27 protein-coding genes are annotated in these 23,819 nt (G+C 56.6%); 1 reads left to right on the top strand and 26 read right to left on the bottom strand.

Annotation, left to right across the window (positions count from 1 at the left end; all coding sequences use genetic code 11):
- Positions 1 to 75: 75 nt before the first annotated feature.
- The gene (gene yieH, locus RZ35_RS13520) at positions 76 to 750 is read left to right on the top strand and encodes a 6-phosphogluconate phosphatase (RefSeq protein ID WP_026743792.1); all 675 of its coding nucleotides are present in this window, start codon (positions 76 to 78) and stop codon (positions 748 to 750) included.
- A gap of 4 nt (positions 751 to 754) precedes the next feature.
- Here yieH and RZ35_RS13515 read toward each other — a convergent pair whose 3' ends face one another.
- From RZ35_RS13515 to RZ35_RS13390, 26 genes are all read right to left on the bottom strand, one after another.
- Positions 755 to 1,471, bottom strand: coding sequence for an amino acid ABC transporter permease (locus tag RZ35_RS13515; protein WP_051625578.1), 717 nt, complete (start codon positions 1,469 to 1,471; stop codon positions 755 to 757).
- Position 1,472: 1 nt separating this feature from the next.
- Positions 1,473 to 2,222, bottom strand: a complete 750-nt coding sequence (locus RZ35_RS13510) for an amino acid ABC transporter permease (RefSeq protein ID WP_394296487.1) — start codon at positions 2,220 to 2,222, stop codon at positions 1,473 to 1,475.
- Between the two features lie 64 nt (positions 2,223 to 2,286).
- A complete protein-coding gene (locus RZ35_RS13505) occupies positions 2,287 to 3,123 on the bottom strand; it encodes an ABC transporter substrate-binding protein (RefSeq protein WP_026743790.1) in 837 nt (278 codons plus the stop codon).
- Positions 3,124 to 3,304: 181 nt separating this feature from the next.
- Positions 3,305 to 4,036 (bottom strand): phosphate signaling complex protein PhoU, encoded by a 732-nt coding sequence (gene phoU / locus RZ35_RS13500; RefSeq protein ID WP_026743789.1) that lies wholly within the window; start codon positions 4,034 to 4,036, stop codon positions 3,305 to 3,307.
- A gap of 13 nt (positions 4,037 to 4,049) precedes the next feature.
- The gene (pstB, locus tag RZ35_RS13495; RefSeq protein WP_026743788.1) at positions 4,050 to 4,826 is read right to left on the bottom strand and encodes a phosphate ABC transporter ATP-binding protein PstB; all 777 of its coding nucleotides are present in this window, start codon (positions 4,824 to 4,826) and stop codon (positions 4,050 to 4,052) included.
- Between the two features lie 52 nt (positions 4,827 to 4,878).
- A complete protein-coding gene (gene pstA, locus RZ35_RS13490; RefSeq protein ID WP_026743787.1) occupies positions 4,879 to 5,766 on the bottom strand; it encodes a phosphate ABC transporter permease PstA in 888 nt (295 codons plus the stop codon).
- Entirely contained in the window at positions 5,766 to 6,725 is a 960-nt protein-coding gene (gene pstC, locus RZ35_RS13485) for a phosphate ABC transporter permease PstC (RefSeq protein WP_026743786.1), read from the bottom strand. The genes pstA and pstC overlap by 1 nt, the downstream gene beginning before the upstream one ends.
- Positions 6,726 to 6,848: 123 nt before the next feature.
- Complete coding sequence (gene pstS, locus RZ35_RS13480; RefSeq protein ID WP_026743785.1) at positions 6,849 to 7,889, bottom strand: phosphate ABC transporter substrate-binding protein PstS; 1,041 nt, start codon at positions 7,887 to 7,889, stop codon at positions 6,849 to 6,851.
- A gap of 608 nt (positions 7,890 to 8,497) precedes the next feature.
- A complete protein-coding gene (locus RZ35_RS13475; RefSeq protein ID WP_026743784.1) occupies positions 8,498 to 9,724 on the bottom strand; it encodes a beta-ketoacyl-ACP synthase in 1,227 nt (408 codons plus the stop codon).
- On the bottom strand, positions 9,724 to 10,455 hold the full coding sequence (locus tag RZ35_RS13470; RefSeq protein ID WP_026743783.1) for a 3-ketoacyl-ACP reductase FabG2: 732 nt from the start codon (positions 10,453 to 10,455) through the stop codon (positions 9,724 to 9,726). The genes RZ35_RS13475 and RZ35_RS13470 overlap by 1 nt, the downstream gene beginning before the upstream one ends.
- A complete protein-coding gene (locus RZ35_RS13465; protein WP_026743782.1) occupies positions 10,452 to 10,928 on the bottom strand; it encodes an ApeP family dehydratase in 477 nt (158 codons plus the stop codon). Before RZ35_RS13465 ends, RZ35_RS13470 begins: the two co-directional genes overlap by 4 nt.
- Complete coding sequence (locus tag RZ35_RS13460; protein ID WP_026743781.1) at positions 10,921 to 12,078, bottom strand: beta-ketoacyl-[acyl-carrier-protein] synthase family protein; 1,158 nt, start codon at positions 12,076 to 12,078, stop codon at positions 10,921 to 10,923. The genes RZ35_RS13465 and RZ35_RS13460 overlap by 8 nt, the downstream gene beginning before the upstream one ends.
- Entirely contained in the window at positions 12,075 to 12,650 is a 576-nt protein-coding gene (locus tag RZ35_RS13455) for a DUF3261 domain-containing protein (protein WP_175527809.1), read from the bottom strand. The genes RZ35_RS13460 and RZ35_RS13455 overlap by 4 nt, the downstream gene beginning before the upstream one ends.
- Positions 12,650 to 14,971 carry an MMPL family transporter gene (locus RZ35_RS13450; RefSeq protein ID WP_026743779.1) on the bottom strand — a complete coding sequence of 774 codons (2,322 nt, stop codon included), beginning with the start codon at positions 14,969 to 14,971 and terminating at the stop codon, positions 12,650 to 12,652. Before RZ35_RS13450 ends, RZ35_RS13455 begins: the two co-directional genes overlap by 1 nt.
- A complete protein-coding gene (locus RZ35_RS13445; RefSeq protein WP_036153498.1) occupies positions 14,943 to 15,524 on the bottom strand; it encodes a LolA family protein in 582 nt (193 codons plus the stop codon). Before RZ35_RS13445 ends, RZ35_RS13450 begins: the two co-directional genes overlap by 29 nt.
- A gap of 20 nt (positions 15,525 to 15,544) precedes the next feature.
- On the bottom strand, positions 15,545 to 15,973 hold the full coding sequence (locus tag RZ35_RS13440) for an acyl-CoA thioesterase (RefSeq protein ID WP_026743777.1): 429 nt from the start codon (positions 15,971 to 15,973) through the stop codon (positions 15,545 to 15,547).
- Entirely contained in the window at positions 15,970 to 17,679 is a 1,710-nt protein-coding gene (locus RZ35_RS13435; protein WP_026743776.1) for a glycosyltransferase family 2 protein, read from the bottom strand. Before RZ35_RS13435 ends, RZ35_RS13440 begins: the two co-directional genes overlap by 4 nt.
- Positions 17,670 to 18,023 (bottom strand): ApeI family dehydratase, encoded by a 354-nt coding sequence (locus RZ35_RS13430; protein WP_026743775.1) that lies wholly within the window; start codon positions 18,021 to 18,023, stop codon positions 17,670 to 17,672. Before RZ35_RS13430 ends, RZ35_RS13435 begins: the two co-directional genes overlap by 10 nt.
- Positions 18,010 to 19,368: an AMP-binding protein gene (locus RZ35_RS13425; protein ID WP_026743774.1), complete on the bottom strand. Its 1,359-nt coding sequence runs from the start codon at positions 19,366 to 19,368 to the stop codon at positions 18,010 to 18,012. Before RZ35_RS13425 ends, RZ35_RS13430 begins: the two co-directional genes overlap by 14 nt.
- Positions 19,368 to 19,961 (bottom strand): COG4648 family protein, encoded by a 594-nt coding sequence (locus tag RZ35_RS13420; protein WP_051625577.1) that lies wholly within the window; start codon positions 19,959 to 19,961, stop codon positions 19,368 to 19,370. Before RZ35_RS13420 ends, RZ35_RS13425 begins: the two co-directional genes overlap by 1 nt.
- Positions 19,948 to 20,199: an acyl carrier protein gene (locus tag RZ35_RS13415; protein WP_026743772.1), complete on the bottom strand. Its 252-nt coding sequence runs from the start codon at positions 20,197 to 20,199 to the stop codon at positions 19,948 to 19,950. The genes RZ35_RS13420 and RZ35_RS13415 overlap by 14 nt, the downstream gene beginning before the upstream one ends.
- 2 nt (positions 20,200 to 20,201) lie before the next feature.
- Entirely contained in the window at positions 20,202 to 20,486 is a 285-nt protein-coding gene (locus RZ35_RS13410) for a phosphopantetheine-binding protein (protein ID WP_026743771.1), read from the bottom strand.
- Between the two features lie 34 nt (positions 20,487 to 20,520).
- The gene (locus tag RZ35_RS13405) at positions 20,521 to 21,309 is read right to left on the bottom strand and encodes a lysophospholipid acyltransferase family protein (RefSeq protein ID WP_026743770.1); all 789 of its coding nucleotides are present in this window, start codon (positions 21,307 to 21,309) and stop codon (positions 20,521 to 20,523) included.
- Complete coding sequence (locus RZ35_RS13400; protein WP_026743769.1) at positions 21,302 to 22,030, bottom strand: beta-ketoacyl synthase chain length factor; 729 nt, start codon at positions 22,028 to 22,030, stop codon at positions 21,302 to 21,304. The genes RZ35_RS13405 and RZ35_RS13400 overlap by 8 nt, the downstream gene beginning before the upstream one ends.
- A gap of 47 nt (positions 22,031 to 22,077) precedes the next feature.
- A complete protein-coding gene (locus RZ35_RS13395) occupies positions 22,078 to 23,160 on the bottom strand; it encodes a methyltransferase (RefSeq protein WP_026743768.1) in 1,083 nt (360 codons plus the stop codon).
- Positions 23,161 to 23,223: 63 nt separating this feature from the next.
- The gene (locus RZ35_RS13390) at positions 23,224 to 23,616 is read right to left on the bottom strand and encodes a hypothetical protein (RefSeq protein ID WP_026743767.1); all 393 of its coding nucleotides are present in this window, start codon (positions 23,614 to 23,616) and stop codon (positions 23,224 to 23,226) included.
- Between the last annotated feature and the right edge of the window lie 203 nt (positions 23,617 to 23,819).

Raw genomic sequence — 23,819 nt, 5'->3', positions numbered from 1 at the left:
CGGACACAAGCCATTACAACCGCATCATTGTGCAGTAAAGTAAGGTTATCTTTTGTCTCCCCGGTAAGGACGCTCATGTCCCAGATTGAGTGCATTTTCTTTGACTGCGACGGAACGTTGGTCGATACCGAAGTTTTGTGCTGTCAGGCCTATGTCAATGTGTTTGCCGCCTACAACGTATCGCTGGCATTAGAACAATTCATCGCCGAGTTTAAAGGCGTCAGGCTCCACGACATTATTCTCCGCACCTGCGAACGTTATCATTTGACGCAAGACACGGCCGTGCTGGAGCAGGAGTACCGCGACGAGATAGCCCGTTTGTTTGATGCAGCCCTGCAACCCATTCCGGGCGTACGCGACCTGCTGGAAAAACTGCAGGTGCCGACGGCGGNCGTCTCGAACGGGCCGGTGAGTAAAATGCAGCGTACGCTGGGGAAGACGGCACTTCTGCCCTTTTTCGGCGACAATCTTTACAGCGGCTATGACATTCAGACCTGGAAACCGGATCCGGCGATCCTCTACTACGCCGCTGACCAGATGAAGGTGGCGATCGAACAGTGCATTTTAGTCGAGGACTCAGAGGCCGGCGTACAAGCCGGCATCTCCGCCGGGATCCCGGTGTTTTACTACTGCGCCGATGCGCTCAACCGGCCCATTCATCACCCGCTGGTCACCCAGTTCGACGATATGCGCCAACTGCCCACGCTCTGGCGTGAGCGTGGCTGGTCTCAGTTGACGCCAGAGCGCTGAGCCGTCAGGCCGTCGCCTTTCCTTCGGCGACTTTCTGGACCCGACGGCCGCCGTAGCGGCGGCTGATGCCGGTCGCCAGCACATCTAGCACCAAGCACATAACGAAATAAACCAATGCCACGAACAAGAAGACCTCCAGCGGATACACCATGCTGCGGTTGTTGACCTGCGTCGCCAGAAACGTCAGCTCGCCGACGCCCACGATATACGCCAGCGACGTATCTTTGATCAGGGAAATCCACTGGTTGATGAACGAAGGCACCATCATGCGGAGCGCCTGCGGCAAGATGATGTAGCCTAACGTCTGCCAGCGATTAAAGCCAAGCGATNGCCCCGCCTGCCACTGACCACGCCCAATAGCCACAATCCCGGCCTTAACCCCGTGCGCCAGATAAGCGGAGGCGATCAGCGCCAGCGCACAAACGACGGTGGTGATCTCCGGTATATCCACGCCGAACAGCACCGGGAGTAGGAAATAAGTCCAGAAAATCAGCATGATGACGGGAATAGCACGGAAAAATCCCAGCACCATCGCCAGCAGCGCGGCCAGCCAGCCCCGGGACATGGCGAGTGCGATGCCGAGCACCGTGCCCAGCACGGCCGAGGCANCGCCCGCCATCAGGCTGATCGCTAACGTCAGCGCCGCCCCGCCCAGTGGCCCTTCGGGAAACGTGCCCCACATCAGATAGGTAACGTTATCGCGGATGATCGTAAAATCCATTTCAGCGCCCCTCCGTCGACTGCCGCTGTTGACGCCACATGCCCCATCCTTCGAGCACGGCAATGGCGCCGATATAAAACACCGTGGCGACGCCGAAGGCCTGAAAGGTGCGGAGCGTTTCGGTTTCCACCTGACGTGATGCGTATGACAGTTCCGCCACGCCGATCGCCATCGCCAGCGACGAGTTCTTGATGACGTTCATGTACTGCCCCAGCAACGGCGGAAAGGCGATGCGCAGCGCCTGCGGCAACAGCACATAGCGCATCGCCTGCCAGCCGGTCAGGCCGAGCGCCTGCGCGGCATACTTCTGCCCTGTCGCGACGCCGGCCATCCCCGCGCGCAGTTCTTCAGCGATAAAGGCGCTGGAATAGAGCGTCAGTCCCAGCAGTCCGGCGAGAAATTCAAAGGAAGGCCACGGCAGTGCGAATCCCAACGCAGAAAGTTCATGCGGGGCGTTCAGCCACTGCATCACCGACGACGGAAACAGCTGCCCGGCCCCGAAGTACCAGAAAAATAGCTGAACCAGTAGCGGCGTGTTGCGAAACAGCGCGCTATAGGCGATAGCCAGCCAACGCATAACGTGCACGTGACTGTCGCGGGCGGCGGCCAGCACCATGCCAAATAGCGTAGCCATGACCACGGTGGCGGCGGAGAGGCCGAGGGTCATCAGGAAACCTTGCCACAGCCATGCCAGATAGTTCGGCGCAAGCAGCCACTGCGTCAGCCAGTGTTGTATCGGTTCAGGAAACATCATAAACAACGATGCCCTTCGAGGTACGGAGGGCGAATGAGAACGTCAGTCATCTGTGGGGAGATCAGCTTTTAGGTTGTTGATCTAACGGCGCGAATTTAAAGTCGCCGCGCGGCTGGGCGGAAAGCGAATCCGGCCCAAACCACCGGTTGTAGATCTTCTCTGCCTCGCCGCGCTTTTCCAGATCCGCCAGTGCTTCATTGACCTTTTGCGTCAGCGCCTCTTCCCCTTTGGGAATCCCCACCCCCTGATATTCGCGCGTGATGCTGAACGGAGAGATTTCAAACTCCGCCTTCTGCGCCGCCGGTACGTTCGCCAGCAGACCAACCAGTTTGGCGTCATCCTGCGTTATCGCCTGCACATTGCCGTTACGCAAAGCGGCGAAGGCCAGTGGGGTGNCGTCATAGGAAATGACTTTCGCCGTAGGGTAGTGCTCGCGCAGCGTAATTTCCTGCACGGTGCCTTTATCCGCCCCAATGCGCAGATTTTTGATGTCTTCCGGGGTTTTCAACACGCCTTTACGGGCAATGAATTTTTGTCCGGTGGAGAAATAAGGAATACTGAAGTTCACCTGTTTGGCGCGTTCGTCGGTGATGGTGAAGTTGGCGGCGATAAGATCGACTTTTTTGGACACCAGCAGAGGGATACGGTTAGCGGGGTTGGTCGCGCGCAGCTCGACTTTAACGCCCAACGCCTTGCCGACGGCTTCAGCAATATCGACATCGTAGCCCACCAGCTTTTTGCTCTGCGGGTCCACATAGCCAAACGGCGGATTACTGTCGAAAACGGCGACTTTCACCACNCCTGACTTCTGAATATCCGCCAATTTATCCGCCTGCGCGGTCCCTGAAATCGCGGCCAGTCCGGCCACCAGCGTTAACGCCAAAAAGCGATGTTTCATGTGTTATCCCTGCCCCATTTTTTATTGGTTATAGGCTAACACCCGACAAAATATAGGGAAATAACATATCCGACTATAATATAATGTTATGTTACATATCTCGCCGGTCACGCATTTCGTCTGACGGGAAAAGAAAAAGCCCCGCAATGCGGGGCTGATAGGTCATACCGGAACCAGGACGTTAGCGGTCTTTTTTCGCATCATTTTCGATGAGCAGTTTTTCCAGCGCATCGCCGCCGACATGGCGGAAATCCTGACCCTTGACGAAATAGAAAATAATTTCGCAAATGTTCTGGCAGCGATCGCCGATTCGTTCGATGGAGCGCGCGCAAAACAGGGCGGTCAGCACACTCGGGATGGTGCGTGAGTCTTCCATCATGTAAGTCATGAGCTGACGCACGATGCCCTCGTACTCCTTGTCCACCTTGCGATCTTCCCGATAGATGCGGATCGCTTCTTCCAGATCCATACGGGCAAACGCGTCCAGCACGTCGTGCAGCATCTGCACCGTGTGCAACCCCATAGACTCCAGGCTGACCAACAGCGGCTGGTGCTGGTGGGAAAATTTCTCCAGCGCCGTGCTGCAGATTTTGTCCGCCACGTCGCCGATGCGCTCCAGTTCGGAAATCGTCTTGATGATCGCCATGACCAGACGCAGATCGCTCGCCGTGGGCTGACGTTTGGCAATGATGCGCACGCAGGCCTCATCAATGCTCACTTCCATCATATTGACCTTGGCGTCGCCTTCGATGACGCGCTTGGCCAGGTCTTCGTCCTGGTTATGCATCGCCGTGATGGCGTCCGTCAGTTGCTGTTCGACCAGCCCGCCCATCGTCATCACCTGAGTGCGAATATGCTCAAGTTCCGCATTGAACTGACCGGAGATATGTTTATTCAGATTGAGGTTTTCCATCAAACTCCCCTGATCAACCGTAGCGACCGGTGATGTAGTCTTCGGTCTGTTTCTGCTGTGGCGCAGTAAACAGCGTGTCGGTGTCGCTGAATTCAATCAGCTCTCCCAGGTACATGAACGCCGTATGATCGGAACAGCGCGCTGCTTGCTGCATGTTATGGGTAACAATCACCACCGTGTAGTCTTTCTTCAATTCGGAGATCAGCTCTTCGATGCGACCCGTGGAGATCGGGTCCAGCGCCGAGCAGGGCTCATCCAGCAAAAGAACGTCAGGCCGGATGGCGATCCCGCGTGCGATGCACAGNCGCTGCTGCTGACCGCCGGACAGGCTGTAACCGCTCTGGTGCAGCTTGTCTTTGGTTTCCTGCCACAGCGCCGCCTTGGTCAGCGCCCATTGCACACGTTCGTCCATCTCTACGCGAGACAGCTTCTCAAACAGACGAACGCCGAAGGCGATGTTGTCATAAATCGACATCGGGAACGGCGTCGGTTTCTGGAAAACCATGCCCACTTTGGCGCGTAACAGGGCGATATCCTGGCTATCAGTGAGGATGTTGTTTCCATCCAGCAGGATTTCTCCTTCGGCGCGCTGCTCCGGATAAAGCTGATACATTTTGTTCAATGTGCGCAACAGCGTCGATTTACCGCACCCTGACGGACCGATAAACGCAGTGACCTGATTCTGGGCGATATCCAGCGTGATGTTTTTCAGCGCGTGAAATTTTCCATAATAGAAATTCAGATCACGCACCTGGATTTTGCTGGTGGATGTCTCAGTAACGATACTCATCAAGACTTCTCTCTTATAGCGGTGCTGCTGCTTCGCANCACTCGACAGGGTTTTAGGCGCTTTTCTTAGCGAACAGCACGCGCGCCACAATATTCAGCAACAGAACGCAGAGCGTAATCAGCAACACCCCCGCCCAGGCCAAATCCTGCCACTCTTTGAACGGACTCATGGCGAACTTGAAGATCGTCACCGGCAGGTTAGCTATCGGGTTCATCAGGTCGGTGCTCCAGAACTGATTCGACAACGAGGTGAACAGCAGCGGCGCCGTTTCCCCGGCAATACGCGCCACCGCCAGCAAAATCCCGGTGATGATGCCTGACACGGAGGCTTTCAGGGTGATGGCGGAAATCATTTTCCACTTCGGCGTTCCCAGCGCATAGGCGGCTTCGCGCAGACTGTCCGGCACCAGCTTCAGCATGTTTTCAGTCGTGCGGATCACGATCGGCACCTGCAACAGCGCCAATGCGATCACGCCAGCCCAGCCGGAGAAATGCTCCATCTTCGCCACGACCAGCGTATAGACGAAGAGACCCACCACGATGGAAGGCGCCGACAGCAAAATATCGTTAATGAAGCGAATCACTTCGGCAATCAGTGATTTACGGCCGTACTCCGCCAGGTAGATCCCGGCCAGAATGCCCAGCGGCGTGCCGAACAATGTGGCCCATAAGATGAGCAACCCGCTGCCGACGATCGCATTCGCCAAACCGCCTCCAGGGGTATTGGGCGGCGGCGTCATCTCAGTGAACAGCGCCATCGACATGCCGTCGAATCCCCGGGTAAAGGTGGAGAACAAAATCCAGATCAGCCAGAACAGCCCAAACGCCATGGTCAACATCGACAAGCACAGCGCAATGCGGTTTTTCTGGCGACGCCAGGACTGCATTTTGCGTCGATTACGCGCGACCTCGTCGCTGCGTTCGATATCCATCGTCGCCATCAGCTCGCTCCCTCATTTTTCGCCAGTCGCATGACCATGAATTTTGAGCAGGCCAGGACAATGAACGTAATCACAAACAGAATCAGCCCCAGCTCCATCAGCGCCGCGGTATGCAGGCCGGTATCCGCCTCGGCGAATTCGTTGGCCAACGCGGAGGTGATGCTGTTACCGGGCATAAACAGCGAAACGCTGTCCAACTGATAGGTATTACCGATAATGAAGGTCACCGCCATGGTCTCGCCCAGCGCGCGCCCCAGCCCCAGCATGACGCCGCCAATGACCCCATTTTTAGTGAATGGCAGCACGATGTGCCAGATCACTTCCCAGGTGGTGCACCCAATGCCGTAAGCCGACTCTTTCATCATCACCGGCGTCTGCTCGAAGACGTCGCGCATGACGGCGGCGATATAAGGGATGATCATAATGGCCAGAATCACGCCTGCGGCCAGAATACCAATGCCGAAGGCAGGACCGGAGAACAAGGAACCCACGAACGGGATCGCGGACAACACGTTTCCTACCGGCTGTTGGAAATATTGCGCGAACAGCGGCGCAAAAATAAACAGCCCCCACATGCCGTACACAATGCTGGGGATAGCCGCCAGCAGCTCGATGGCGACGCCCAGCGGACGCCTCAACCAGCCGGGAGCCAGCTCCGTCAGAAACAACGCGATGCCGAAACTGATGGGAATCGCGATGATGAGCGCGATCAGGGAGGTGACGACAGTGCCGTAAATCGGCACCAAAGCGCCGAATTTCCCCGCAGGCGCATCCCACTCTTTCGTCCATAGGAATGAAAAACCGAAGGTTTGAATACTGGGCCACGACGCAATAATCAGCGAAACGATAATACCGCCCAGCAGCAGCAACGTTAACAGCGCCGCCAACCGGACCACCGCGCCGAAGATCACGTCGCCATGTTTTCCTGGTGGAGTAATGGTTGGCTTATATTCAGCCATACAACTCTCTTCCTAATAAACTGGGATAACCCAATGAAATGTTCAAAGGTGGATAGGCCGTTTCCGGTTTATCCACCTCTCAGTGACCGCCTAATGGGAAACGTTCTATCGTACAACGTACGATTAGTACAGGGCTTTACCCTCACTGTCTTTAATCTGGGTTTTCCATGCGGCGCGAACCTGTTCAACCACTTCTTTCGGCAGCGTCGCGTAATCCAGCGCTTCCGCCTGAGCGGCGCCTTTATCGTATGCCCAGTCGAAGAACTTCAGCACTTCTTTGCCGATCTCAGGTTTACCCTGGGTTTTTTGCAGCAAGATGAAGGTGGTAGAGGTAATCGGCCACACATCGTCGCCTTTCTGGTCCGTCAGATCCTGCGCGAAGGACTTGCTCCAGTCCACGCCTTTCGCCGCGTTGCTGAACGAGGCGCCTGATGGGCTGACCGCTTTGCCATCTGCGGAGATCAGCTTGGTGTAAACCAGGTTATTCTGTTTGGCGTAAGCGTATTCAACGTAGCCGATCGACCCCGGCAGGCGCTGTACGAAAGCGGCGATCCCATCGTTGCCTTTACCGCCCAGACCGGTCGGCCAGTTCACCGTGTTGCCGGAACCGACTTTCTCTTTCCATTGCGCATTCACTTTCGCCAGGTAGCTGGTGAAGACATACGACGTGCCTGACCCATCGGCGCGGCGGACCACGGCGATATCCTGGTTCGGCAGCGTCACATTCGGGTTCAGCTTGGCGATGGCCGGATCGTTCCATTTTTTGATGGTGCCCAGGTAGATATCACCCAGCGTTTTGCCGTCCAGCGTCAATTCGCCCTGCTTCACGCCCTGAACGTTGACCGCCAGCACGATACCGCCAATGACGGTCGGGAACTGAAACAGATGATCCTGAGCCAGCTTCTCATCCTTCAGCGGAGCGTCGGATGCGCCGAAGTCTACGGTTTTAGCCGTCACCTGCTTCACCCCGCCGGAAGAACCAATGCCTTGATAGTTGACTTTATTGCCGGTTTCTTTCTGGTAGGAGTCAGCCCATTTGGCATAGACCGGAGCGGGAAAAGTCGCGCCTGCGCCGGTAATGTTAACGGCAGCGAAGGCAGAAACGGCGGTCAGAGAAACACCTGCTGCAACAAGACCGGCAACAGTGGTACGAATCAGTTTCATAATCCCTCCTGTGGGATATTATCGACATGTAGACCCAGAGCGAGCGTGTATTATCAGAGTGTAGTTTGCTGCAGCAAAAAATAGGTCAATTCGGTGACAGTAAAATGTACGAAATATGACATTTTTATGACAGCCCCGGTATTTAAAAGAACGAATTAATGAATGCTCTATTTCGCCGCTAATTTCCGTTTTTTTTCGCTTTTCTACGCTCATTTCTCTTCACTATCTTCAGGGCATGAACGCCGAATTAAACGCTACGTCGATTTATTTCCTTTCCCCCCTCATCATGCGGTGAATAATGCCTTTCACGGTAGCGATGACGAATTAATGTCACTCATTAAGGAAAATAAAATCGCTATATTGACTCGCCAAGAGAAGAACTATAATCATCCATAAAATCAACCACTAGCAGCAAAACCATTCGAGACATTACGTAACTGAAATATCAAAATAATGGCGTCAACGCCTTTCGAATCGATGAATGGGCGTAAGAATGGAAAGGCGCTGCTTAAGTTCTTATAAAAAACGGAGGGGATTAAAATTAGACTAAATCGCGATGTCGGATAACCTGCGGGTGAAACAGGTTATCCGGTAAATAAGAACTCGTTTTACTTCCAGCGGTGGAAAATCAGCGAGGTATTGATGCCGCCGAACGCAAAATTATTCGACTGCACATAATCCGCCTCAATACGCCGAGGTTCACTCATGATGTAGTCCAACTCGCCACACTCTTCGGCTGGTTGCCGTAAATTCAGCGTCGGCGCAAACCACCCTTCGCGCATCATTTCAATCGACATCCAGGCTTCCAGCGAACCGCAGGCTCCCAGCGTATGTCCGAAGTAGCTTTTCAATGAGGAGATCGGCGTAGTTCGACCAAATACCGCCGCCGTCGCCAGGCTTTCCGCGATATCGCCGCGATCCGTCGCCGTGCCATGCGCATTGATATAGCCGATATCTTCCGGCGACAAACCGGCGACGCGCAGGGCGCCCTCAATGCACAGTTGCATGGTTTCGCGCTGAGGTTGGGTGATATGCGCCGCATCGCAGTTAGTGCAGAAGCCCACCAGTTCCGCATAGATGGTCGCACCGCGCGCCACGGCATGGTCCAGTTCTTCCAGAATTAACGTCCCAGCCCCTTCGCCGATCACCAGACCATCGCGTCCGGCATCGAACGGCGCCGGGGTCGTTTCCGGGGCGTCGTTGCGCTGGCTGGTGGCAAACAGCGTATCGAAAACGGCCGCTTCCGACGGACACAGTTCTTCAGCGCCGCCCGCCACCATGACGGTCTGATAGCCATGCCGGATGGCTTCCCATGCATAACCGATGGCCTGACTGCCGGACGTACAGGCGCTGGATGTCGGGATCACCCGTCCCCGCAGGCCGAAGAACAAGCCGGCGTTGACCGCCGTAGTATGAGGCATCATCTGGACATACGTCGTTCCAGTGATGTTGTTGGTGTGTTTCTCCGTCAGCATGGTGGCGAATTCGCTGACCGGCCCGGTGCTGCCAGTGGAAGAGCCGTAGGCAATGCCGGTCTCGCCGTTGGTCAGGACAGGATTCCCCAGCAGACCCGCCTGTTCCAACGCCAGCTCCGTCGCCCGCGTCGCCAATAACGACACCCGGCCCATTGAGCGGATGCGCTTGCGCGTATAGTGCTCAGGCAGCTGGAACGACTTTATGGGCGCGCCCAGCAGCGTGTTCAGGCCGTCATAGACCTGCCATTCCGGCATTTTACTTACCGCGTTGCGACCGGACAACAAACCGCGGGAGACGCTTGCCCAGGATTCGCCAAACGCGGTTACCCCGCCCATTCCCGTCACCACCACACGACGCATTACAGCATGCCTCCATTAATCGAAATCACCTGTCGGGTCACATAAGCTGCGATATCCGACATCAGGTAGCTCGCCAATCCGGCGACCTCTTCTGCTTGCCCCATGCGCTTCATGGGGATCATTTTCATCGCCTCGTCCACCGCAACGGGCTCCATTTGAATCATGCCGGTATCAATCAACCCCGGCGCGATGCAGTTCACCGTGATCTTGCGTTTAGCCAGTTCGATGGCCAGCGCTTTCGTCGCGCCGATAATGCCGGCCTTGGCGGCGCTGTAGTTTACCTGACCGCGGTTTCCCATCAGGCCGGAGACGGAAGATAGCGTAATGATGCGGCCCCCCTGACGCAGGCCGATCATTGGCATGACGCAGGGGTGTATCACGTTGTAGAAGCTATCGAGGTTTGTGTGAATGACCCGATCCCACGCGTCTTCATCGAGCGCGGGAAAGGCGCCGTCACAGGTGATGCCCGCATTATTGACGAGGCCATAATAAGCCCCGTGACGCTCGATATCCTGCTCAATCTCCGTGCGGCATTGCTCACGATCGGCGATATCGAATCCGATAATGCGGCCCTGACCGCCCGATTCAACCATCTGGCGCAGCGTCTGCTCGGCGCCTTCCCGATCGCGATGATAATGCACCGCCACCGTAAACCCGTCCGCCGCCAGACTCAAAGCGATGGCCTGGCCAATCCCTTTGCTGGCGCCTGTTACCAAGACTGAACGACTCATTCGTTTTCTTCCTGCTCTAATAATTGTTGCAACTCGGCTTTGTCCGGCTGGTAGGTATTCAGCCTGCCGGAAGCGAACGGCGTTCCCGCGATCGAGATATCCCCTTCGAAGCTGCCTATCTTCTCATCGCGCATCAGTAGCCTGACGCGAATATCCAGCAGCGATCCAGCGGGAAAGTACTCCTGCTGACAACGATAACCGCGTCCGCCCAAAAGCATGCCGGGCTGTGGCTTAACGTCCTGAACCTGTCGCTGATGCCAGCCGGACCAAACGCCGACGGTCTGGGCGATAATCTCAATGCCGAACCAGGCAGGCAGATTCCCCTCAGTATCCAGAAAAGGCGCCAGTAGGCCGTTATCCGAGACGCTCACCCGGCAATGGGCGCTGTCGTCGTGAATGGCGACCACCTCTTCCACCATCACCATCGGCGTCTGGTGAGGCAGGTAACGCTCTGCGCCAGCATATTCAGCCATCATTCCTCCCCAGTATCAGGCAGGCATTGTTGCCGCCAAAGGCGAAAGAGTTGGACAGAATGACGGGACGCGCCAATTCCGCGGGTTCAGTCAGGACACCGCACGGCGGGAGTTCATCGTCCCGCTCGCTCTGCGAAAAATCCTGCGGCGGCAGCGGCAGGCCGCGCATCAACAGCAGCCAGCACAAGGCGGCCTCGCCAATCCCCGCCGCCCCCAACATGTGGCCGGTCAGATGTTTGGTGGAGCTGCTGGGGNCCGTGCAGCCAAACACGCGGTGAACCACATGAGATTCAATCTGATCGTTAAGCTTCGTCGCCGTACCGTGCAGATTGATGTAGCCCAAATCTTGCGGATTCAGGCCGGCGTCGTCCAACGCCATGCGGATCGCCCGTTCGGCGCCCTCGCCCTCCGGGTGCGGCGCGGACATATGATAAGCATCCGACGACTCGCCAACGCCGAGCACGGCTATCTCGGCCGGTTCCCGGCCAATCAACATCAGCGCTCCGCCTTCTCCGATGGTAATGCCGTCGCGCTGTTTTCCGAACGGCGTACAGCGTTTCTCGGACAGCGATTCCAAACTGTCGAACCCATTTAGCGGCATCCGGCTCAGCGTGTCTGCCCCGCCGACGATGGCGACATCAGCCAGCCCCGCATCGATCAGCCGTTTTCCGCTGATGAGCGCACGCGAGCTGGAGGAGCAGGCGGTGGATATGGTGTAAGCCGGCCCGTGCAGACCGAGGTAAGAGGCTAGAAAACGCGACGGATCGCCCAGCTCCTGCTGTTCATAGTGATAATCCACCGTCTGGTCGCTAACGTAGCAATCCGCCTCATCCAAGCCAGAGGTGCTGGTTCCCATCACGACGGCCACGCGTTCCGCCCCAAACCGGGCTATCGCCGCGTTAACCTGCGGAAGTATCTGTTGCAACGCAGCCAGCAGCAGCTGGTTATTGCGGGTTTTATGCTTCGCCAGCGCATCGGGGATCGCCGGTAATTCAGCCATCACCTTACCCGTCCAGCAGGCCTTGTCGTGCAATAACCAGCGGTGATCGGGGCTCATACCGGGCGCGACGGAGCGCGACAGATTCCGGGCAATATCGTCATTATCGTTGCCCAAGGCATTCAACATGCCCGCAGCATGGATATATATCATGACTCGCCATCCAACGGTTGAATGCCAATCTTATAGCCGAAGACGAACTGCTGAACGCTGACCGGCTCGCGCAGGTTATTTCTGGTCATATAACGAATTTCCGTAATCAGATTGCCGCGATTATCGCGCAGCTGCCTGACGTCGCCGCTATCGCGTAACGACCATCCCGCCGGAAGCTGCGGCAGCCAGACGGCGATAGGCCAGTGGCTGAGCATGATGTCCGCCAGCACCTGATTGGCGGGNGGCATTTCGGGCAGGACGAGGGCTTGTTCGGTGTGGATGCCCGCCGAATCATACGTGATAAGGAAAAGACGAATCCCCAAAGAGGACAATCCGGCCAGCGAAAGACGCTGTTCATCCGCACTCAGCATCACCAACAACGACTGCTGTTTTCCCTTGTAAGTACTGGTCAGCAGTTGCTGCTGATTGACCGCGGACGTTATCGCCGGCGCGGGCAGAGTGACCCTCACGCCCGGTTTAAGCCAGGCCTGAGGGCGGTTGTCCTGCGATTTACCGGCGCAGGCGGCCAATAACAGGCTAAAAAATACCAGCACCACATTGCGTAATAACATTATTTTTTCTTTCCTTTCGAATCCGGTAAAGCCAGCGGCGCCAGTAAAAAGGCGATAAAAATACCACCGCACAGAACGATGCCAAAGCTGCTAATGGCCTGTGTGCCGCTAAAGACCAGCATGCCGAGCGTCAGCAACGTCGTGCACATCGCCAGCACCACCGCCAACAACGAGGTCATCGGCGTGCCGCGTGGGTTGCTGAAGAACAGCGTGTAGTTGATGCCAATGCCGAGCACGAGCACGAGCGCGAGCAGAGAAAACAGGTTAAGCGCATGGCCGCTCAGCGCCAGCAGGGCGAGGGCGCCGCCCAAAGACAGGACTGACGGCACCACGCTCAGCAAGCCCTTGCGTACGCCGAGACGCACCACATAGCTCAACGTGATCACCGCGACCGCCGCGATCAGCAGCCAGCTCAGCATGACGCGATAGAAGCCGAACAGGTGATCAAAGCTGCTTTTGCGGTCGATCCAGATAACACCCGTCGTTTCCTCGGCCAGACGCGCCAACGCCGCGCCGTCGCGAACGCCATTGACCGGTACCAGAGCACCGCTACGGCCGTCAGGCAATGTCAGCCAGAGCAGCCGCCATCCCTCGCTCAGGGGACTGTTCAACCAGACCTCCGGCGACACCGGCATCGGCTTCACATCCGGCGCAGACACGCTCACGCCCGCCTCTTGCAGTCGCGTCACCACGGTCGGCGCGGCGGCGGCGATGAGTCGTTCATCCTGCTGTTGCTGCGCCCGCGAGACCAGCGGCAGCAACCGGTAGGACATCAGCCAGCGCTGATGTTGAGCCTCTCGGAGCCGGGGAGCCAACTGTTCCAGGCGCTGCAGCGTTTGCTCAGCGTTGTCGCCGTACACGACGAACCAGGTTTGATCCCCGCCCTGTCCGGTTAACGCGGTGACCTGGCGCTCCTGCTGCATCAGCGCGGCGGGCATCGACTGCAACTGCGAGATATCGTCGTCGATCTTGAGCTGCCACATGCCGATAACGGCGAACACCAGCAGGGCGAAGGGGATCCCCCAACGCACCCGCCGATTTCGACGCCATGCCGCCAGCCAGCGTCCCAGCAGCGCCATCGCCGGAATCGGACGCACTGGCAGCCCCCGAACCAAGCGCGGATACCAGCAAACGACCGTCAGGCAGGAGGCGGCCAGCCCCGTCGCGGCGAAGATCGCCAGTTGCTGCAATCCGGGGAACGGCGCCAGCACCATGATCAGATAGGCCACCACGGCTGTCCCTAACGCCAACAGCAGGGACGGCAGAACCTTACGTAAACTCTCCAGCGGCGATACCGCGCCGCCATGCACCATGCGCTCGGTCAGGTAGTACAGCGTGTAGTCGGCCGAAATGCCGACAATACTGACGCTCATCACCAGCGTCATCAGGTGCAGTTCGCCGAACAGCAGCAGCGTAAAGACCGTTCCGGCCAGCGCGCCAATCGCCACGGAGAGCGCGCACAGCAACAGCGGCCGGGGCGAGCGGAAGACGGAAAACACCAACAGCAGCACGCCCACAATGGTCGCCGAGCCCAGCGTAGAGACATCCTGCTTCGCCTGCTGGCTGGCATGGTGGCTGAAAAGCACGGTGCCGCGCGTCAGCACCTGCGCGTCGGGATATCGGGTTTTCAGCCCCTCCTGTAAACGCGTCAACTTCTCGACCAGCCGCTGCCCCTGCGCCATATCGAACGAGNCGCCGTTCAGCTCGCCATGTAAAAAGTACCAGCGCTGACCGTTCTTATCCTGCGCGCTCAGCCATCCTTGCGATAGCCCAAGCTGGCTGGCCTGCTGCTGCAACGCTAATTGCGAACCTCGAACCAGCATCAGCGGATCGTGCGCCAGCTCCTGACCGCTGACCCCGGAGAAGGCGGAATAGAGCTGCGCCAGCACCCAGTCAGCCTGCGCGCCGCCGCTCTGCTGTAGGCGCTGGCGCGTGGCGTTGTCGATCAAGCCGTTACGATGTTCGTAAGCAAACTTGCCCCACGCCTTCTGCTGCTCGGCGTCGATAGGGCCTTTGACCTGCTTGAGCTCCGGCCACGTCCGCAGTTGCTGGAGCCACCACGCGGCGGGAGCCGGANCGTCCTGTTGCCCCGCCGCGACGAGCCAGACCATCTGCTGATCGAGCCGCTGCATAAACCCCGCCTGCAGTTCCGGCGGGATGTCGCCCATCGACTTATCGGGCAATAACGCCAGCACGCTGCTGTTGATGCGGGCCTGCGGCCACAGCAGCGTCAGCGCCACCAATAACGCCACGCAGCATCCGCCCCAGACGAACGCCGCCCGGCGATGCCATTTAGAAAACGAATCGTTTTTGCTCATCATCGCTCAATGTCCGGGGCGTCAGACGCTGGTTGCTAAGGGTTATCCGGGTGAGATCGCCCTGACGGTCGTTGAGCTCTATCTGGTCCAGATATTCACGGCCATTGAGGGTGATGGCGTTGAATAATTTATCCAGCGGCGAGGTTTTCGGCGTTAATACCAGCCGCCACCGCCGATCGCCCAGGTCGGCGAAATCAAGCGTGAAGTTTTGCTCCAGCACCTGACGGTCGGCCTGAAACAGCGCGCGCAGCAGGTGGTTGAACTGAAACATCTGCGGATTGCTCTCCGCGGTCACAATCTGCGGCGCCTGCCCGTTCATGACCTGCACCATTCGTTGCTCGTCCAGCACCAGCGTCAGCGGGAAAGGCTTGGCCTGATGCCACCACAGCCCTTTTTGCTGTGCGATCAGCATTTCTCCGCTGGATTTAAGCGGTTGCGCCATCCCCTTGATTTCACGCGTCTGGGTAAACGCCGCCCGCACGACCGGCTGACTGCTGAAACGCTGCTGTAGCGCTTCCAGCGTAATGGCCTGCGCCGTCAGGCTGAACATCATCATCACGGCAAAACCGACTATTTTCACAGTGTTACTCCCAGTCGTTCCAGCAGGATATCGGGCGAGACAAAGCTCAGCGTTTGGCTTCCTTCCTCCACCGCCACCTGAATGGTGTAGCCGGTAGTGGTGCGTTGTCCGCTCTCTACATCGAAAATTTGGTAGGCGATCCGCAGCCGGTTCTCCNCTTCCTCCACCGTCGCGCGAACGCGAATACGCTGTTCGTAGGTCAGCGGCGAGCGGTATTTAACGCGGGTATCCACGACCGGCCAGACATAGCCGGATGCCTTCATTTCCCGGTAGCCATAGTTGAACTTGCTCAACAGCGCTTCACGCGCCACCTCGAAAAAGCGGAAGTAGTGGCCATGCCACACCACGCCCATAGGGNCGCAATCGTGGAATGAAACCGTTATCTCCACATCGTGACTCAGGCGGGGATCGTTCAGTGCACTCATTGTTTTTTCCTATCTGCCGACGTCTCGTCCGGCAAACTCCAAAAATCAAAAAAATTAAACCAGTCGAGAGGGGCTTTCAGCGCATAGTGCGCCAGCCTCCCGGCATAGCGGTCGATAACCTGTTGCAACGCTTCCTGGCGCGACCTTCTGGGCAGCACAATCGGATCGGCGAATGGCTCGCAGTAAACCCGAAGCTGGTTCTGCTCACGAAGGACAAACATACATAACACCGGGCAGCGCAGCGCGGCCGCGAGAATAAACGGCCCCTGCGGGAAAGGGGCGGGACGTCCCATAAAATCACTCCAGACGACGCGCTGCTGAACGCCGCGATGACGATGGACGGCAAGGCGGTCGCCGACTATCGCGACCCACTCGCCCGCATCCAGTTTTTGCTGCAACAGCATCGCGGTTTCGGGTCCGATGTCGCGAATGGGGATCAGATTCACACCCGCCTGCGGCGCCATGCTCTCCTGAATCTGCCGGAAACGTTGGGCATTATCGGTAAACACCAGGGCGTTTATCACCAATCCACTGACCTGTTGGGCCATACCACGACACACTTCGATGTCGCCGAGATGGGAGGCCAGGATCAATTGCCCCCGCTCCCGTCCTTGATGGATGACGTCCAGCGCGCCCGGCGCAAAGTCGATCTCCTTACCCCAGTGCAGCTCCCCGCGCCAGCTGGCGATTTTATCCAGCATCGCGTAGCCAAAACGCAGAAAATGGCGATAGCTGTTCAAGGGACGCGGCAGCGCAATGCCCTGCCCATCCGCATAGTCATGAACCTGGGCCAACCACTGGGTAGACGCCTGCCGCTGCGCCTTTCCAGTCAACCAGTAAAAAGCGATGACGGGCCACAGCAGCAGGGAAAAACCTCGCCGTCCCAGCCATTGATAGACGGTCAACATGATGCGCATGCCCAGCAGACCTTTACGTTCGGCAATCCGCGCCCAGTGAGTGCGGCGACGGCGGAACAAGAGAGAGGGTATGCGCGGCAACATGCCGAAAAACAGACGGGTGTGCATCCAGGAGATACGAAGATTGTCTCGCAGCGCGTCAAAATGCGAGAGACCGTTGTCTGGATAGGTGACGCGCGTCTCAATGAAACGGCTGGCGGTGCCTTGCCAGTAAAGCCGGACCATGATTTCCGTGTCGAAATCCATCCGTCGGCCTATCGTCTTTTGAGACGTCAGCTCCAGCGTAGCTGCCAACGGGTAAACCCGAAATCCACACATGCTGTCTTTGATCGAGAGGGAAAGCGTCTCGACCCAGACCCAGAAATGGGTGACGTAGCGGCCGTAGAGGCGAGATTTAGGCACGGAGGCATCATAACGCGGACGGCCCGAAATCAGGCTATCGGGGTGTTCGCGGGCGTCGTCCAGCAGACGAGGAATATCCTCTATCTGATGCTGTCCGTCCGCATCCACCTGCAACGCGTGCGTATAGCCTGCGGCGGCGGCGGTTTCGAACCCCACGATCACCGCCGCGCCTTTACCCTGATTCTTCGCAAGGCGCACCAGCGCCACGCGATCGTTTTCGCGGGCCAGTTGCGCCAACTGCTGCTGCGTGGCCGTCTCGCTGCCGTCATCCACGATAAAAACGGGCAGATCGAAAGACGCCAGTCGCGCCAGGACGCCGGGCACCATGCCCCCGTGGTTATAGCAGGGGATCACTACGCAGGGTAAGAAATCGCGGTTCATTGACATAGGGTGATTTTCCCGTTGCTCGCCGGCAGTTCGTCACCTCGCGCCCGCACAATGTGATAGCTGAACGCCAGCTGTCGCTTGTCTTCCCTCCAGTTCAAGGTAAGACGCAACGAGTTGCCCGGGAGTACGGGGCGTTGAAATTTAAGGCTTTCCACCGCGCTGAAACGCCACTGCGGCGCCAGGATCTCCACGCCATAACGCATCGCCCAGTCGAGCTGAGCGATGCCGGGGAGCAGCGGTTGTTCGGGGAAATGGCCGCGGAACCAAAACAGACGCTCGTCGGCGCGCAGCATCAGCTCCGCCTGGCCCTCATGGGTTGTCCGGGAGATCTCAACGGGCAGCATGGAAAAGCTCCTGTATTTGTGGCCAGGCGCGCTTGCTCTGCGTGTTGACGGGAATGGCCTCGACGATGCGCCATAACCGCGGCATCGCGACCGGTTCCAGCCACTGGTGCAGCTCATGACGCCATTTTCGTTTCAAATTCGGCAGGTCGGCGGCCAGATGAGAGGCTTTGAGGACCAGCACCACGCCGATACATGCACGGTCGCCCCGCTTGACCTGCACCGCTACCGCGTCTTCGATTTCAGGCAGTGACAGCAGTCGGCGTTCGATTTCACTGAGAGAAATACGCTTATCTTCGACTTTCAAAATACGATCGTGACGACCGCACAGTTCGAATCGCCCGTCGCCGGTGAACGCCAGCTTGTCATCCAGTCGAATCCCTTCCGGCTGTGGAATCAGGGCCGAACGTACCCACCAGTCGCCCGAATCATCCGCCTGATGCGTCACGCCGTCGAACGGTGTCCAGACGGTCTTTTCTCCGTCACGCGAACACCATGCCATAACGCCGGTTTCAGTACTGCCGTAGATCTCGTCGATCGGATGGCCTAACCCCTGAGCTGCTTTCTGCGCGGCCCCCCAGGGCAGCGCGCCTCCTGCGGAAACAATCAGCTGACAGCGCGGCACCGCCAATGCGTAATCCAGACGCCGCAAGAAGGCCGGACTGCTGATAAAAGCGTAGCGCTGTTCGCAGGGGAATGCCGCCAGCTGTTCGGTGTACATGATTTGTCGACTCTCGAAACTCAGGCCCAATGCCATGGGCAACCAGATGCAGAATGTCAGGCCGTACATGTGCTGATGCGTAACGGAGGCCACGACGTGGCAATCTTGCAAACGCTCGCCCCACAGCGCCCCCAGCCAACGCGNCTCCTCATCGAGGCAGCTGACCGGCTTAACCACCTGCCGGGGTTTGCCGGTAGATCCCGAGGTGAACAGGACCACGCAGGCGTTATCCGGCATCGTCGGCAGATCGCCGGCGGGCGATGCCGGATGCGTTTCGGCGTTGAGGGTCACAACGGGACAATCCAAAGGCAGCGCGATATCCGTGAGTACGCCATCGAAATCGCTCATCTGCTCTTGCAGCACCGACGAACGGCAGTGGCCGGGAATAATGGGTGTCTTACCCGCATGCAGCGACGCCAGCAACCCCACGGTAAACAGATAGCTGTCTTCAAAACACAGCGCCCACCGCTGGGCGTTGTGAGCCAACAGCTGCTCGCACAATAAAGTCACCTGCTGACGCAGCATGGCAAGCGTAAACACCTGCGAACCTTGGCTGGCCNCTCGGCGTTGCGCACCATTCTTCAGCGATAACCAGTCGCTGACCGGAGAGACTTTTATCGTCTTCATCATCTCTTTCTCAGGCGTTGGCGTATCAACCATTCTCCACCCATCACTATCCCTATCAACACGTAACTCATCAGCCCATTCCACAGAGCCCACCAGCGGAGATTGCCCGCCAGACAGGTCCATGCCGCTACGCTGCCGTTAAACACGAAAAACAAACACCACATCTGCGTTACTTTGCGCGTATAGCGAATGGCCTGAGGGGGCAGGTCAGGTTCTTTCAAGCGAGCCAGCCGTTCAACGAGCGGCATGCGGCTGTACAGCGATCCGCCAAATAACCCCAGCATCACTAGATTCACCACCACCGGATACCCCATTAGCCACTGGGTATCCTGCAACCACAGGCTCGTCAGGCAAAGGAGCGCCCCGATGCCCGCCAACAGGCCCCCGGTTTCTCTGAACAGCCGCTTATCTCTGGATAACGCGTAAAAACGCAGTAGAAAAACCAGGACCAGCAGAGGCAGGATCCAGCGTTGATGGGGGTGCGTGACACTAAACCACACCAGAAAAGGCCAGCTCAGCGTAAGCAGTGCGCTCAGCCCGGCCGTCAACCGGGAGAGGATTTTCCCTGACGGTGAACCACTATTGCCCTTCATTGAGTAGATGTTCAACCGCAGTAACGACGTCCTGTACGGTTCGTACAGACTTAAAGGTTTCTGGAGATATTTTCCGTCCAATACGTTTTTGCAGGTGAACCACCATATCCACAGCATCGATGCTGTCGAGTTCCAGATCCTCATACAAGCGGGATTCAGGGGTGATATCATCCGCATCAAGCTCGAAAAGCTTAACCAGCAACCCGGTGACTTCCTGATAAATATCGCTCTTATCCATAATTAACCCATTGTTTTATTATCAGAATTAATGGAACTCTGTGCGTTGATGAACGCAGCCAGAGTGGCGACAGAGAAGAAATGCTGACGCATCTCTTCACTTTCTGCGGAAAGCGCGACGCCATAACGGTTTTTAACCGCCAACCCTAGTTCAAGTGCATCAATAGAATCCAAACCGAGCCCATCGCCAAATAAAGGCGCATCGTTCTCAATCTCATCGACGCTCACCTCTTCGAGATTCAGTGCATCAATAATCATCTGTTTGATTTCAATAAAAAGACTATCCATAACTCATACCTGTTTTTTTTGAATAATAATGAAATTAAAGCGTTAACGAATCCCGTAAAAAACGAGTCAGGCGTCGCGCGGCCAAAGAGGGTTCGTCGCCCTGTCCGACAAAATCCTGGCTGCGAATACGCTCCTGAACCGTGACGGTCAAAAACGGTTTTACGCGGGGAATGTGGTACCAGCGGTCGTGTTTACCCAACGTCTGCTGGGTACTACGAATATGGNCGACGCGGAGATCGCAGCCGCAGCGAACGGCGATGTTCGCCGCGCCGCGTTGCAACACCAGCGGCCGACCGGGGTCGGTTCGAGTCCCTTCGGGGAAAATCATGATGGCCTCGCCGCGCTTCAAACGCCGTTCGCACTCCGGCAATAATGTGTATGACTGACTGTTGATCAGGTAGTCTGCCGAACGGATCACCCCGCGAAAGAACACATTTTTCTGCAACTCCGCCTTCACGAGACAATCCACCTCAGGCATGACCGATGCCAACATGACGTAGTCAATCAGCGTTGGGTGATTGGCGACAACGAGACAACCGCGGTCTCTCCTGAGCGTTTCCACCCCTTCTATTTTGTAGTCCAGCACGCCCAATGAACGAACGCACCAGAGGAAAAACCGAAAGCTCGCGGAGATGCTGCGGCGCGCCAGCTGCCGGCGGCGTAATGCGCCGCAGGGCATCAGCAGCAGTAAGTTGAACCACACCAACGAAAGCAGTAGTCCGCCCAGGCTGAACATGGCGAAACAGAACCCGGTCATCGCCAGCCGCCAGGCTCGGTTTAGCCAGGAAGAGGGAGCCATTGGCGCAATAGCATCATCACTCATAGCGCGCCTTCCACTGCCAGCTCACGTTGGCGCCCTCAATGTTGAATGCCCTTTTTTGCGCTAATACTGCCTGCAAAAATTGCAGACTCTGGGGCGTTCCAGGCTCTTCCGCCTCACTTAAAGGAGAGGATGCACACGTCAGGTCATCGCCGGGAGCCAAGAGCAGCGCAACCGCATAAGGGTAACGCGGCACCTGTTCCGGCAGTTTATCGTCGAAAAAGGCAGGTACCGCGCCATCGAAATCCACCAGCACGACATGACGATATCCCGCCTTATGCAGCGCGGCGACTTCCAGTAGCCCCTGCTGAAAGGAGTCCAGCCCTGCCGCAATCGACGTCGATACTAATGATGATCGGGCGGCGATGGTCAGACTTCCCACAGCGGAGTTATGCACAGACATCGTGAAGTCGGTAGGAGACAGGCTTTCCTGCTGCGACAGCGCCAACAGGATGCGCAGGTTACGCTCCAGTTCGCCGTGACGGCTGGTAAATACGACGGCGTCGCCGCCATGCTGTTGTAACAAAGACAATCCGCAGTCGACCGAGAGCCGGCTACCGCTATTGAGACGTCTCGCCGTCATCATCGGCAGATGACGGCATTTGCCCACGGGTAGCTCAGGATCGATGGCACAGGACGTTTTCCCCCAACGCTGCCAGTCGGCAAGATCATTTAAGCCCGGCGCTCTCGCTTGCCAGTCAAGGAGTGTAAAAGCAAAATTCATACTTGGTTTTCTTCTATTCGTGTCACGATCACTCGCTTTCCCTGACGTTAATTTATTGATACATCGGCTTTTTTACAGACCAATAGCGTATGTCCCACGCCGATATTGTCGACCTGCTGCTCTACGTCCAGCCCCGCCTGAGCCAACAACGGTATAAAGCGCTTCGCGGCATAGAAACGGCTGTTACCGTTGGCAAGACAGGTAAAGTAAAGCGACGACATATTGAGGCTGAATGCGGCCGCTTCCCATTTCTGTCGATCCCAGAATATTTCCAGAATGCAAATCCTGGCTTCCGGCTGCATACTCCGCGTGATCTTGCGTAAAATCCACACAATCTGCTCTTCGCTGAAGCAATCGAGAAATTGGCTCATCCACCAGATATCGGCCTCTGTCGGCAGAACATCGTCAGAAAGGATGTCGGCGGCCACGCCGCTGATGCGGCCAGACTTGCCGGCTTGCGCCACGGCCGTTTCCGCTAACGCTATCTGTTCAGGTAAATCGACCAAAGTGATGTGGACATCCGGGTTGTAGTCATGGCACAACATCGCCCATTTACCGGTATTGCCACCCACGTCATACAACTGTCGGGGACCATAATGAAACACGTAGGGCAGCGCGGCTTTAAACGCCGCATCCGAGTAAAAGTGATCGAAAGCAAACCAACTTTCCCGCGCCTTAGGCGGTAACACGCTCAAAGCCGGATAGATCGTCGGCCAATCGCCAAAAACGCGTAATCCCGCCGGTTTGTTTTCTGATAAGGCTTTATCGAGATAGAACATGCCCTGATAACAAACGTCTTGGGNGAAATCCATATTCACTCGCGTCATGCGATCGTGAAGGAGGAAATAACCGGTTTTACTCAGAATATAATGTTCATTTTTCAGGTAAATAAGACGGCCGCTTAATCCCGCATCCAACAAATTCGCGACAGCATAGCGTTCTAAATTAACGGCGGAGATAATATCATCCAATAAAGCGCCCGTCTGTCCACGCTCATCTAAGAAAGACAAGATGCCATAATTGCGCAAATTAACGGCTGCCTGAAACAGCATCGGGGCAAATGCGATACGCTGAGCTTCGGTAATCGCGTCTAAAGCGCTGATATTATCTTTATCGTATCCGTGAAACACCGCATTTCCCTGAAAAATGAACAGAAAGCAAAAGGCCGAATGATAAATATTCGGCCCTGATTGTTATTTAATAAGCTGGGCAGACAGGCGCAATTGAATTTCGCGATCCAAATTGTTTATCCAGCGATTGTAATTACGATGGATTTTTCCATTGGCAGCCCTGAGATTCTGGCTACTGACGTAGTTGATGGAATAACTGCTGGTCGAGTAGTTGATGCGGATATCCGCGATATGGCCGCGCTGGTTGATATGACCGTTGATCACGCCAGGAGCGACAGGCGTCATGACCCACTCACGCTGCTGCCCTGCCTGAATAATGGCTGTTTTTACCTGTTCAATGCTGTAATGGGCTGCGATGGGTTGATTCACATTCATAATATAGGCGCTTCGGGAAGAACACCCCACCAACGTGAAAAAACACACCAGACACGCGGCCAAAATACGAAACTTTTTCATAGAATCCCTGTAAGAATGTCACCATTAGGTCTGCCTGGGTTAAGACGGCAGTCATGGATGCGAAGCCTGAAACGACCATGCATCATTGCGCACATTTTACCCAAGATTAAAATATTTTTACAAAAGTTATCCTAAAACAGACAACCAATTGCGCTTAAAACAACCAACTCAACGGGAAGCCCCCAATAAAATCGAGTCGGTCA

The sequence above is a fragment of the Lonsdalea quercina subsp. quercina genome, assembly GCF_000688655.1.
In the GTDB taxonomy this organism is placed as follows: domain Bacteria; phylum Pseudomonadota; class Gammaproteobacteria; order Enterobacterales; family Enterobacteriaceae; genus Lonsdalea; species Lonsdalea quercina.
The sequence above is the reverse complement of the archived record's forward strand: the minus strand, read 5'-3'. Positions and strand labels throughout refer to the sequence as shown.

Excerpts from the sequence above, each read along its gene's own strand:
- RZ35_RS13510 (WP_394296487.1), bottom strand. The coding sequence starts at position 2,222 with ATGTTTCCTGAACCGATACAACACTGGCTGACGCAGTGGCTGCTTGCG.
- pstS (WP_026743785.1), bottom strand. The coding sequence starts at position 7,889 with ATGAAACTGATTCGTACCACTGTTGCCGGTCTTGTTGCAGCAGGTGTT.
- RZ35_RS13415 (WP_026743772.1), bottom strand. The coding sequence starts at position 20,199 with ATGGATAAGAGCGATATTTATCAGGAAGTCACCGGGTTGCTGGTTAAG.
- RZ35_RS13410 (WP_026743771.1), bottom strand. The coding sequence starts at position 20,486 with ATGGATAGTCTTTTTATTGAAATCAAACAGATGATTATTGATGCACTG.
- RZ35_RS13420 (WP_051625577.1), bottom strand. The coding sequence starts at position 19,961 with ATGAAGGGCAATAGTGGTTCACCGTCAGGGAAAATCCTCTCCCGGTTG.
- RZ35_RS13445 (WP_036153498.1), bottom strand. The coding sequence starts at position 15,524 with ATGATGATGTTCAGCCTGACGGCGCAGGCCATTACGCTGGAAGCGCTA.
- RZ35_RS13470 (WP_026743783.1), bottom strand. The coding sequence starts at position 10,455 with ATGAGTCGTTCAGTCTTGGTAACAGGCGCCAGCAAAGGGATTGGCCAG.
- RZ35_RS13465 (WP_026743782.1), bottom strand. The coding sequence starts at position 10,928 with ATGGCTGAATATGCTGGCGCAGAGCGTTACCTGCCTCACCAGACGCCG.
- RZ35_RS13430 (WP_026743775.1), bottom strand. The coding sequence starts at position 18,023 with ATGCTGCCCGTTGAGATCTCCCGGACAACCCATGAGGGCCAGGCGGAG.
- pstA (WP_026743787.1), bottom strand. The coding sequence starts at position 5,766 with ATGGCGACGATGGATATCGAACGCAGCGACGAGGTCGCGCGTAATCGA.
- phoU (WP_026743789.1), bottom strand. The coding sequence starts at position 4,036 with ATGGAAAACCTCAATCTGAATAAACATATCTCCGGTCAGTTCAATGCG.
- RZ35_RS13435 (WP_026743776.1), bottom strand. The coding sequence starts at position 17,679 with ATGTCAATGAACCGCGATTTCTTACCCTGCGTAGTGATCCCCTGCTAT.
- pstC (WP_026743786.1), bottom strand. The coding sequence starts at position 6,725 with ATGGCTGAATATAAGCCAACCATTACTCCACCAGGAAAACATGGCGAC.
- RZ35_RS13390 (WP_026743767.1), bottom strand. The coding sequence starts at position 23,616 with ATGAAAAAGTTTCGTATTTTGGCCGCGTGTCTGGTGTGTTTTTTCACG.
- RZ35_RS13475 (WP_026743784.1), bottom strand. The coding sequence starts at position 9,724 with ATGCGTCGTGTGGTGGTGACGGGAATGGGCGGGGTAACCGCGTTTGGC.
- RZ35_RS13400 (WP_026743769.1), bottom strand. The coding sequence starts at position 22,030 with ATGAATTTTGCTTTTACACTCCTTGACTGGCAAGCGAGAGCGCCGGGC.